General features: G+C 45.5%; 10 protein-coding genes and 2 rRNA genes. 1 reads left to right on the forward strand and 11 read right to left on the reverse strand.

The genetic code is table 11. The annotated features are described in order from the left end of the window. Positions 1-17: 17 nt before the first annotated feature. From BN1067_RS00355 to BN1067_RS00395, 9 genes are all read right to left on the reverse strand, one after another. Complete coding sequence (locus BN1067_RS00355) at positions 18-1,241, reverse strand: ISL3 family transposase (protein ID WP_110943226.1); 1,224 nt, start codon at positions 1,239-1,241, stop codon at positions 18-20. Between the two features lie 183 nt (positions 1,242-1,424). Continuing rightward, positions 1,425-1,775 carry a DNA replication initiation control protein YabA gene (gene yabA / locus BN1067_RS00360; protein WP_053216970.1) on the reverse strand — a complete coding sequence of 117 codons (351 nt, stop codon included), beginning with the start codon at positions 1,773-1,775 and terminating at the stop codon, positions 1,425-1,427. 16 nt (positions 1,776-1,791) lie between these two features. After that, on the reverse strand, positions 1,792-2,619 hold the full coding sequence (locus BN1067_RS00365; RefSeq protein WP_053216971.1) for a PSP1 domain-containing protein: 828 nt from the start codon (positions 2,617-2,619) through the stop codon (positions 1,792-1,794). A gap of 7 nt (positions 2,620-2,626) precedes the next feature. Further along, positions 2,627-3,613, reverse strand: a complete 987-nt coding sequence (gene holB, locus BN1067_RS00370; protein ID WP_053216972.1) for a DNA polymerase III subunit delta' — start codon at positions 3,611-3,613, stop codon at positions 2,627-2,629. A 26-nt stretch (positions 3,614-3,639) separates the two neighbouring features. Continuing rightward, on the reverse strand, positions 3,640-4,080 hold the full coding sequence (locus BN1067_RS00375) for a YaaR family protein (protein ID WP_053216973.1): 441 nt from the start codon (positions 4,078-4,080) through the stop codon (positions 3,640-3,642). 21 nt (positions 4,081-4,101) lie between these two features. After that, positions 4,102-4,431, reverse strand: a complete 330-nt coding sequence (locus tag BN1067_RS00380; protein ID WP_053216974.1) for a cyclic-di-AMP receptor — start codon at positions 4,429-4,431, stop codon at positions 4,102-4,104. Positions 4,432-4,557: 126 nt separating this feature from the next. Next, positions 4,558-5,184: a dTMP kinase gene (gene tmk, locus BN1067_RS00385; RefSeq protein ID WP_053216975.1), complete on the reverse strand. Its 627-nt coding sequence runs from the start codon at positions 5,182-5,184 to the stop codon at positions 4,558-4,560. A 24-nt stretch (positions 5,185-5,208) separates the two neighbouring features. After that, positions 5,209-6,633: an aminotransferase class I/II-fold pyridoxal phosphate-dependent enzyme gene (locus BN1067_RS00390; protein ID WP_053216976.1), complete on the reverse strand. Its 1,425-nt coding sequence runs from the start codon at positions 6,631-6,633 to the stop codon at positions 5,209-5,211. Between the two features lie 146 nt (positions 6,634-6,779). Then, positions 6,780-6,971 (reverse strand): sigma factor G inhibitor Gin, encoded by a 192-nt coding sequence (locus BN1067_RS00395; protein WP_053216977.1) that lies wholly within the window; start codon positions 6,969-6,971, stop codon positions 6,780-6,782. A 200-nt stretch (positions 6,972-7,171) separates the two neighbouring features. On the opposite strand from BN1067_RS00395, the gene BN1067_RS00400 reads away from it, so the two are divergent. Then, positions 7,172-7,948, forward strand: a complete 777-nt coding sequence (locus BN1067_RS00400) for a class I SAM-dependent methyltransferase (protein ID WP_053216978.1) — start codon at positions 7,172-7,174, stop codon at positions 7,946-7,948. Between the two features lie 217 nt (positions 7,949-8,165). Here the strand turns inward: BN1067_RS00400 and rrf are convergent. Further along, positions 8,166-8,281, reverse strand: a 5S ribosomal RNA gene (rrf, locus tag BN1067_RS00405). Positions 8,282-8,668: 387 nt separating this feature from the next. Continuing rightward, a 23S ribosomal RNA gene (locus BN1067_RS19660) occupies positions 8,669-10,609 on the reverse strand; the annotation flags it as partial.

The raw sequence follows: 10,609 nt of genomic DNA on the forward strand, positions 1-10,609 counted from the left end.
AAATTTGCTCCTACTCCTTAACCCACTTGAAAGCCCCTGAATTCCTTCAGTTGATGATGTAATAACACTTTCGTTCTTAAGCGATCGTAACGACGAAACCCAAAAGCATTCCGTTTGATGACTTTCGTTTGGTTGTTCAATCCTTCAATAAACCCATTGCTATAATCGAGCGCAAAGCTATTCAGAATCTCTGTCTGCCAATTCTTCAAGGTGCCAATCGCTTGTAGATATTCTTCCATACCACTTTGCTTCACTCGGTCATAATACTGATACAATCGTTGTTTTACATAGCCAATATCGGTTTTCCCCATTGCTTTTGCCTCTTCAAACCAGCTGCGAAAAGCCTCTTTCAGCTTATAGGCGACTCGTAGTTCATCCGATAGATCGAGGTATCGGTTCAGATACCAGCGCTGCTTCTCGGTTAGTTCCTCCTGCTTCTTGTAAAAGATATGTTTCATCCGTTTACACTTTTTCCGGTCGTATTCATGGAAGTTCTTTTGGACTCGCCTGCGCACCTTTTCCAAAGCCCAATAAATATACCGACAAAAATGGAAACGATCGGCCACAATGATGGGGCTTCCCACCGCCTTCCGGACAGCTGACTTAAAACTATAGCTCATGTCCATGATGACCTTCCGGACATTACCCCCTTTTTCCCGAAGGTACTGCTTGACGGTTTTGACGGATCGATCAGGCAGGATATCTATTGGATTTCCGGTCTCTCCATCGCCAATGATGACCTGGTATTTCCCCGCATTGGTATCGCCTTTATATTCATCAATCGCAATCACTTCTGGAAGCTCTTCCACCTCTTGAAGTTCTGGTGTGGCCACCTGATCGAACCGGCGAATGGCTGTAGCTTGTGAGGTACGGAACTGCGCAGCGGTATCCTTGAAGTTCATCCCCTGGATCACCCGAAGGCCAAGTGCCTGGTTCCACTCTCTTGAATGACGCTGATAACGGTCCACCATCGGATTGGCTTCTGCGAATCGTTTACCACAGGAACAGGCATAGCGTCGTTTGCGGTAAAACAAATAGGTGGTTCGTTCAAATACCTTTAAGTGCTGGATTTTCTGTATTCGGTAATCATGAACGCGGGAAGTCTGGTTACCACACGCCGGACAGGTTTGCGCCTGCCTGGGCATCTCCACCTCCATGTGGTAAGCTCCCTCCACCTCTTCTACTTTCTTGATAGAAACACTTTCTAATCCGGGTAATGTCATGTTAGAATGCATGTACACACAACTCCTATTTGCTTGTTTCTTGGTCAATTCAAGTGTAGTAGAGATAGGAGCTTGTGTGTATTTTTTATGCGGAATTTTTCTAAAACCCCAACAAATATTGTAGAGCCAAAAAGAAGGACTGAATCAAAGAAAATTCCCTTGAATTCAGTCCTGTGCCGATCATGCGACGTCCGGCCGCATTTATTTGCTTTTATTAAGAAATAACAAGCAAAACAAGCAGTCTTCATCCTGGCGCGGACTGCCAAAATGAACGTTGCAAATATGAAACCCTTCCTCGTACAAACGCGCTAAATTATCATAACCTTCTCCAACTGGTACTTCTGAGCTGCCGCTTGTACCGGATTCCTTTTGTTCTTCCTGTTCGGTACTGCTTTCCAATCGGTTGCGTAAGTGATGATTCTCCACTGCAAGCCGATGATTTTCTTCCAGCAGTTCGGCTAAGTAATTTTTCAAATCCCCCAACTGCTGATAAAGCTGCCCTATTTTCTCTTCCATATCTGTGACTTGTTCAAATACTTCTTTTTTATTCACGCGTCTTTCCACCCCATCATTCCGTGGCTTGCGTAGATATAACTCCCTCATCGATCAATTCATCGATTGTATATTCAATTACTCTTTCCTTTTCGGGAATTTCTATTTGGACGAGACGTTCAAGAATATTCAGTCCTACAACTTTTCCTGAGCCATAACCGGTATTGATTTTCTCCCCTAAGTCAGGCAGGATTTTCTTTGCTGTTTCATATTCATCGTTTTCATATTTCAAGCAACACATCAACCGTCCGCAAAGACCTGAGATTTTGGCCGGATTCAACGACAAGTTCTGATCCTTTGCCATCTTGATCGAGACTGGTTCAAAGTCCCCAAGGAAGGTTGAACAGCAAAGCATTCGTCCGCACGGTCCAACACCGCCCAACAGCTTTGCCTCATCCCGTACTCCGATTTGCCGCAATTCGATTCTGGTTTTGAAAACAGAAGCAAGGTCCTTCACAAGGTTTCGGAAATCGACCCTTCCGTCTGCTGTGAAATAAAAAATGACTTTGTTGCGGTCAAAGGTGTACTCGACTTCGACTAAGTTCATATCAAGGTTATGTTCCCGTATTTTTTGCTCACAAATCCGGTGTGCCTCTTCTGAACTTTCCTGGTTTTCTACCACCGTCAACTTATCCTTGTCAGTGGCTAAACGAATGACTTTTTTCAAAGGAAGTACCACATCTTCCTCATCCACTCGTTTGTTGGAAATGACCACTTTGCCGAATTCAATTCCACGGACTGTCTCTACAATCACGTAATCGTCTATGGAAATGATATTCTCGCCAGGATCAAAATAATATATTTTACCCGCTTTTTTAAAACGGACGCCAATCACTTCTACCATCTGTCATTCACCTCTTCAAATGAAGTGTAAGCTGCTCCATTGCCAAAGCCGGATGCACATTTTGTTCCAATTTCCTTTTGGCCTCCAGTATTCGCTGCAATGCATCGGTCGTTTCCTGTTTCGACCAATGTAACGAGGCTTGGGATAGCTTGTCTTTTTCATTGATGAAAATGACCGCATCCTCGTTGTCGACAAAACTGTAAACGATGTCTTTAAACCATAACAACAATAAATCCAGGCCTCTTTGCATCTGTTGTCTCTCTTTAAAATGAGGCATCCATTGGTTATTGATGAACAACATGGCTTCATCCGGTTTTGATTGGAGTACTTCAGTCAATTGTACCACTATCTTTCTGGCATTAGCAAACCAGTCATCACGGCTGATTTCCAGTGCTTCGGTGATATTGTTTGTAAGTGCGGACATCAATCTCGCATTAGAAGGAGATAACCCTTCCTCCTGCAACTGTCGCTGTAGATTGGCAGCATTTAAAGGTTTCAACGCCATGATTTGGCACCTCGAGCGAATTGTCTGCAGGATGGCCTGGCTATTAGAAGTGAGAAGCATCGCTGTTGTCTGTTTACTCGGTTCTTCCAAAAACTTCAACAACCGGTTCGATGCATTGGCTGTCATTTTTTCTGCGTCTTCGATGATATAGACCTTCTGATTCGATTCTAGACCTGTATACGTAAACTCCTTTTGTAAGTGAAGGATTTGCTCTTTCTTGATGGATTGGCCGTCCGGTATAATCCAATGCACATCAGGATGGTTACCGGATTCGATCCGTTGACAATCTTTGCATTGCTGACATGGCTCATGGCCGTTCTTATGACGGCAAAAGATGCTTTTTGCCAGCACCATGCTAATGGCTTTTTTTCCTGTCCCCCGGTCTCCCTGAAATAAATAAGCATGGGAAACCCGTTGTTTTGCCAGACTATTGGTCAGCATCCTGGACACTAATGGTTGTATGGAAGCTATATCAGACCATGTTTTCATTCCACTTTCATCCTAACTTGCTGATTTCAAGTATATAAATTAACCAGCAACCCTTTAATTTCACCGATTACACCTAGTATATCGATTGGCTTTTTTTCCTGTTCCAGTACACCTTCCGTCAACTCCACCAGCTTTTTATCGATATTTTCCACCGTGGTGAGCTTCCGGTTGTTTCCATCCATATTCCAACTATGTGAATGTTTTAATTCCATACCATATTGCACAGCTTCTTTGACAAAGTTTTTTACCATGCGCTTGTATTTAGCCAAGTCCCGGAAAGACCGGGAACGCCCCAGCCTTTCACCCTGTGTGGTCAAGTCAGACATCAATTTATGCAGTTCCGTTTCCTTCAGCTTTTGACTTTGTGATTCTACCATCGTTCCAAAACTTTTGCTTCCCTTGACTGCCTGGGGAACATTTTTTGGAGAGGTCTCCAACTTCGAGCGCATCTCTTGTGATATTTTCATTACTTCTCCTCTTCTTTTACCTTAAAATTGAAAGAAAGATTCCACTGGTAATACAAAGACAGTCGCACCGCCAACTTCCACTTCGATCGGTCGTGGAATGTAAGAGTCGGCATTTCCGCCCATCGGGGAAATCGGAGCCACCATTTGTTCACGCTGGCTGCAATTGTTACGGATGATATCAAGAGCTTCATCGACGTCTTGATCATCACAGCCGATCATAAGAGTCGTGTTCCCTTCCTTCAGAAATCCCCCCGTAGAAGATAACTTCGTCGTTTTGTAATTTCCTTCCCTCAGGGCATCCATCAGACGGTTGGTATCCTTATCCTGGACTACTGCCAATATCAGCTTCATTTTTCTTCTCTCCTTTGACGTTTATAATATTCTATTTTTTAACAAGCAACCTCGTTCTCCGAACTGTTCCAGACCCTTCCTGCAACTCCGTTACTCGCTTTGCTTGTAGAATACTATCTTTCCTCTTTATCGTAAAAAAGAAACAATTTTTCGATAAGCTTCTTCGGTTACGGTATCTAAATCTTTCTCGGCATCTATCGGATAAATCCTCTCTGGAAACTTTTCCAAAAGCATGTGATACGCCCGGTAGACTTTTTCATGGAATTGTTGTTTTTCTAAATCAAGCCGGTTTTTTTCACGTGAAACATTATCTGCGATCCGTTGCAGACCAACTTCGGGACTAATATCAAAAAACAATGTCAAATCAGGCATTTGGCCACTGATGGCAAACTGATTAATTTGGTATACTTCGTCCATCCCAAGCCCCCTGGCAAATCCTTGATAAGCCAGGCTGCTGTCAACAAACCGGTCACATAAAACGGTCTGTCCTTGTTCGAGAGCCGGAAGCACTTTTTCGATTAAATGCTGACGCCGTGCCGCCGCGTACAGCAGTGCTTCTGTTTTTCCGTCCATGGCAGTATGAGAGGGTTCCAAGATAATTTGCCTGATTTTTTCCGCTATCTCAATTCCTCCTGGTTCGCGTGTCGCTGTAACCCGATAGCCCTCCGCCTTGAGTTTTCTCTCTACTTCCTTTAATACCGAGGTTTTTCCGGCTCCCTCACCGCCTTCAAACGTTATAAAATATCCTCGCACATCTATTCTCCTTTAATGCTGCATCTATCTCAGACAATGTATGCCTTGTTCAATATGATGATTTTGAAAATTTATTCCTTGTTTTATTAAATAGTTTATCATCTTTATATGAGATGCGGTTATTTTTTCTCCTTTTAACAGCAATGGAATACCTGGCGGATAAGGAATCACCGCTTGAGCTGCTATTTCGCCTTCCGCTCTCGTCCAATTCAGAAACTCCTTCCTCATCCGATTCATCGTCTGATAAGAAAATTCCAGTGATTGGACCTGCTGTTGTTCAAACTTTACACTTCCTATTGTATCACGGTTTGGAAGGAATTTTAATTGCCCAGAAATCTTTTCTAGGGCAGTTTTCAGCCTAACCCATTCCTGAAAAGGAGCTAGACCATGAATAAACAGAATGTGGCTGTCTGTAGAAAGTTCCGGATGAATCCCCTGTTCCTCAAAAAGTTTTGCCACCTGAGTGCCTGTCCAGCATTTATCTACTTGCAACGTGATTTTCAGCGGATCATCCACTCCCTCTCTGATCTCTGCCACTTTCCAACCTTCGACACTGGAAAGCTCCATGCGCAAGCGGTTTGTACTATCGAGGATAGACTGCAGTTTATTCTCCGTGACTCCAGCTAAATAGTAACGTGCCAAATCGAGACTCGCCATTAAGGGATACGATGGACTGCTCGATTGGATCATTTGCAGGTAATGGGCTACGTCTGCTCTGTCAATAATGCTTGACTTGATATGCAGAAAGGAAGCCATGGTCATCGCCGGCGCCATCTTATGGGCAGATTGAACAACTATGTCTGCTCCTGCATCCAATGCAGAAACCGGAAACTTTTCAGAAAGGGAAAAGTGGACGCCGTGAGCTTCATCCACAAGTACGGCGATATGATGCTGATGGGCCATCTCTACCACTGCCTTCAGGTCAAAGGATGTACCAAAATAATCCGGGTATGTCAGAACAATTGCACCTATCTCCGGATGCTGATCGATTGCCTGCTTCATGGTTTCCAACGCTGGAGCAGTATACCGGTCAACCTCATCATCGTATGCCGGAGCAGCGAAAACCGGTTCTACCCCACTCAACTCGAGACCGTTTAAAATAGATTTGTGACAATTACGCTGGACGAGTACCTTCCTGCCAAGCACGGCCGCGGTCAGCATCATAGCCAGATTTCCGGCTGTGCTTCCGCCAACCAGAAAAAATGTTTCATCAGCACCAAACCAATCAGCTGCCAGGTCCTGTGCCTCTTTTATAATTCCCGTCGGTGCATGCAAGTCATCCAAGCCGGTTAGCTCCGTTACGTCCAATGGAAGCAAGCCTGCAAAATTCTCTAATCCCTTATCGGCAAATACCTCCCCGTTTTTATGACCCGGTACATGAAAAGAAAGCGGGTGTTGATGAGAAAAAGATTGCAAGGCTCCGAATAGCGGAGTGATTTGTTGGTTCATTATCGTCATCCTTTTTCGAATTGGCTATTTTCTAAGAAGTGAGTGTGGCACGAACCACCGTTTGCTTTTTACAGTATAACATCCCGCACTTTTACTGCTCCATAAAATAGATAAGCCCTTATCCCAATGGAATAAGAGCTTTTCATCTATGAATATAAGGTTGTTTGTTTCATATTTTTCAATTTATCCAAGTAATGCTGATACGCCGCATCAGATGGTTCTGTATGGATGATTTTTTGTTCACAATCACAGCAGATATACAACGTGTATAAATGAATACCTTTCTGTTTTTCCACTCCGCAAATCCCGCATGTTTCAAACTTGCTATTGCTTTCCACATTCTCCACCTCCGTTAGGTTAGTCTTTCCTAATCTAACGAAACATATACCGCAAACTCTGAAATTCATTATATTGTATTCTATGAAAAATGGAGAAGGTGTTGTTTGTACATTGCTATTTTTAATTATAAAGTAGGATGGATTTTATTACCAACCAATTATATAATAGTCGAAAGTTTGTGTTTATTGGAGGTGATTCTATGGCCGTCGATTTTCATTCCAAAGCATTAAGGATCTCCTATACGAATCGCGATGTAGATCCGCTGTGGGAAAATCTTTTATTGTCACACGTTGATATTGCAGGCAAAAGGGTGTTGGACTTAGGGTGTGGCGGTGGAATTTATACAAAGGCATTAGCCCAAATGGGTGCCAGGGAAATAGTTGGTTTGGACTTTTCCGAGGAAATGTTAAAAACAGCTCGAAGGTATTGTAAAAATGAAGCGAATACGTCATTTATTTGGGGCGATGCTGCTGACACAGGATTGAAAGATGAACAATTTGACCTAATATTGAACCGGGCAGTTATTCATCACCTAACAGATCTTCCTCTTTTATTCGAAGAAATGCATCGCTTATTAAAGCCTGGCGGAATTGCCTTTATACAGGACCGTACATTGGAAGATTGTTTGCTTCCAGGGAATAAGAACCATATTCGCGGTTATTTTTTTGAAGCTTTCCCCAACCTGATTTCCTTTGAACGCGATAGAAGGCCTTTAGCCAAAGATGTGGAACAGTTTCTATACACATCTGGTTTCTCTGAAGTCGATTCGACCATTTTCTGGGAGACTCGCAAGCATTATAATTCGGTACATTGCTTGGAACAAGACCTAAAGGCCAGAACAGGTCGTGCCATTCTTCATGAGCTCACAAATAAAGAAATGGAGATTTTAGTTGGTTACATAAAAAAACAACTTGTCTTTCTCTCTGAAAGTATTCATGAAAAAGATCGCTGGACGATTTGGACAGCCCGTAAATAATGGATTTATTCTAACAGAATAGTACAATGTACCTTGTGCTCCCGCCCCCTCGGACTTAAACTTTCAACCTCAGGGTGGCCTTTTTTTTGCCTTAAAAACATTGATAGGAAAGGTGCTGAAGGGAGCAGCACATATTTATGATTACAGTTTTCCTTAAAAAGATACACAAAAAAACACCCTTGAATGAGAACTACTCGTTCAAGGGTGTTTCTGTTTTGCCTGGCGGCGTCCTACTCTCGCAGGGGCAAAGCCCCAACTACCATGGGCGCTGGAGAGCTTAACTTCTGTGTTCGGCATGGGAACAGGTGTGACCTCTCCGCTATTGCCACCAGACCTGCAGGATGCAGGTCGTTCTGTGTTGTTCACAGGACGTGAACGGTCTTAACAGAACTTCCTTTAGGTGCTTTTAAGAAAGATGTACCTTCAAAACTAGATAAGAGGGAAGACATTCAATGAACATTGACACGTTTTTTTAATCCAGCTCTGCGGGCTAGATGCTCGCGTCATAAGTCATTCCCCTACAAGCCCATATTGCAGGGCTTTTCGGTGACTGGCTTATGCGTGTCGCATCTGACCAAGCCCGCGACGCTTTTTGTTTTAATCCAGCTCCGACTCCCAGGTCCTCGCTGTATAAGCAATTCCTCTACAAGGCTGAAACCCAGCCTTGTCGCGGTCTTACTTATCCAGTCGGACCTTAACGGTCGTCTCCGCTTTTTGTTTTAAGTTAAGTCCTCGATCGATTAGTATCCGTCAGCTGCACGTGTCACCACGCTTCCACCTCGGACCTATCAACCTCATCGTCTCTGAGGGATCTTACTCATTTGAAATGATGGGAAGTCTCATCTAGAGGGGGGCTTCATGCTTAGATGCTTTCAGCACTTATCCCTTCCACACGTAGCTACCCAGCTATGCTCCTGGCGGAACAACTGGTACACCAGCGGTGTGTCCATCCCGGTCCTCTCGTACTAAGGACAGCTCCTCTCAAACTTCCAACGCCCACGACGGATAGGGACCGAACTGTCTCACGACGTTCTGAACCCAGCTCGCGTACCGCTTTAATGGGCGAACAGCCCAACCCTTGGGACCGACTACAGCCCCAGGATGCGATGAGCCGACATCGAGGTGCCAAACCTCCCCGTCGATGTGGACTCTTGGGGGAGATAAGCCTGTTATCCCCGGGGTAGCTTTTATCCGTTGAGCGACGGCCCTTCCATACGGCACCGCCGGATCACTAAGCCCGACTTTCGTCCCTGCTCGACTTGTAGGTCTCGCAGTCAAGCTCCCTTCTGCCTTTACACTCTGCGAATGATTTCCAACCATTCTGAGGGAACCTTTGGGCGCCTCCGTTACTCTTTGGGAGGCGACCGCCCCAGTCAAACTGCCCACCTGACACTGTCTCCGGACCGGATCACGGTCCTGGGTTAGAAGGTCCGTACAGCCAGGGTGGTATCCCACCGGCGCCTCCACCGAAGCTAGCGCTCCGGTTTCTAAGGCTCCCACCTATCCTGTACAAGCTGTACCAACATTCAATATCAGGCTACAGTAAAGCTCCACGGGGTCTTTCCGTCCTGTCGCGGGTAATGCGCATCTTCACGCATAGTATAATTTCACCGGGTCTCTCGTTGAGACAGTGCCCAAGTCGTTGCACCTTTCGTGCGGGTCGGAACTTACCCGACAAGGAATTTCGCTACCTTAGGACCGTTATAGTTACGGCCGCCGTTTACTGGGGCTTCGGTTCAACGCTTCGCCACGAGGGCTAACGCGTCCCCTTAACCTTCCAGCACCGGGCAGGTGTCAGCCCCTATACTTCGCCTTACGGCTTCGCAGAGACCTGTGTTTTTGCTAAACAGTCGCTTGGGCCTATTCACTGCGGCTTCTCGCAAAAGAAGCACCCCTTCTCCCGAAGTTACGGGGTCATTTTGCCGAGTTCCTTAACGAGAGTTCTCCCGATCACCTTAGGATTCTCTCCTCGCCTACCTGTGTCGGTTTGCGGTACGGGCACCTCTTTCCTCACTAGAGGCTTTTCTTGGCAGTGTGAAATCAGGAACTTCGGTACTTATTTTCCCTCCTCATCACAGCTTGAGATTGCCAGACGGATTTGCCTATCTGACTCTCTTACTGCTTGAACGCACATGACCAGCAGTGCGCATTCCTTATCCTTCTGCGTCCCCCCGTCGTTCAAACGGAAAGGAGGTGGTACAGGAATATCCACCTGTTGTCCATCGCCTACGCCTTTCGGCCTCGGCTTAGGTCCCGACTAACCCTGAGCGGACGAGCCTTCCTCAGGAAACCTTAGGCTTTCGGTGAAAGAGATTCTCACTCTTTTTTCGCTACTCATACCGGCATTCTCACTTCTAAGCGCTCCACCAGTCCTCACGGTCTGACTTCGCTGCACTTAGAACGCTCTCCTACCATTGTTCGTAAGAACAATCCGCAGCTTCGGTGATACGTTTAGCCCCNAATCCAGCTCTGCGGGCTAGATGCTCGCGTCATAAGTCATTCCCCTACAAGCCCATAAATGCAGGGCTTTTCGATGACTGGCTTATGCGTGTCGCATCTGACCAAGCCCGCGACGCTTTTTGTTTTAATCCAGCTCCGACTCCCAGGTCCTCGCTGTATAAGCAATTCCTCTACAAGGCTGAAACCCAGCCTTGTCGCGGT

It is taken from the genome of Virgibacillus senegalensis (assembly GCF_000821245.2).
Taxonomy (GTDB): Bacteria; Bacillota; Bacilli; order Bacillales; family Amphibacillaceae; genus Sediminibacillus; species Sediminibacillus senegalensis.

Coding starts and splice junctions, on each gene's coding strand:
- BN1067_RS00400 (WP_053216978.1), top strand. CDS start 7,172: ATGGCCGTCGATTTTCATTCCAAAGCATTAAGGATCTCCTATACGAAT.
- holB (WP_053216972.1), bottom strand. CDS start 3,613: ATGAAAACATGGTCTGATATAGCTTCCATACAACCATTAGTGTCCAGG.
- BN1067_RS00380 (WP_053216974.1), bottom strand. CDS start 4,431: ATGAAGCTGATATTGGCAGTAGTCCAGGATAAGGATACCAACCGTCTG.
- BN1067_RS00390 (WP_053216976.1), bottom strand. CDS start 6,633: ATGAACCAACAAATCACTCCGCTATTCGGAGCCTTGCAATCTTTTTCT.
- BN1067_RS00375 (WP_053216973.1), bottom strand. CDS start 4,080: ATGAAAATATCACAAGAGATGCGCTCGAAGTTGGAGACCTCTCCAAAA.
- BN1067_RS00365 (WP_053216971.1), bottom strand. CDS start 2,619: ATGGTAGAAGTGATTGGCGTCCGTTTTAAAAAAGCGGGTAAAATATAT.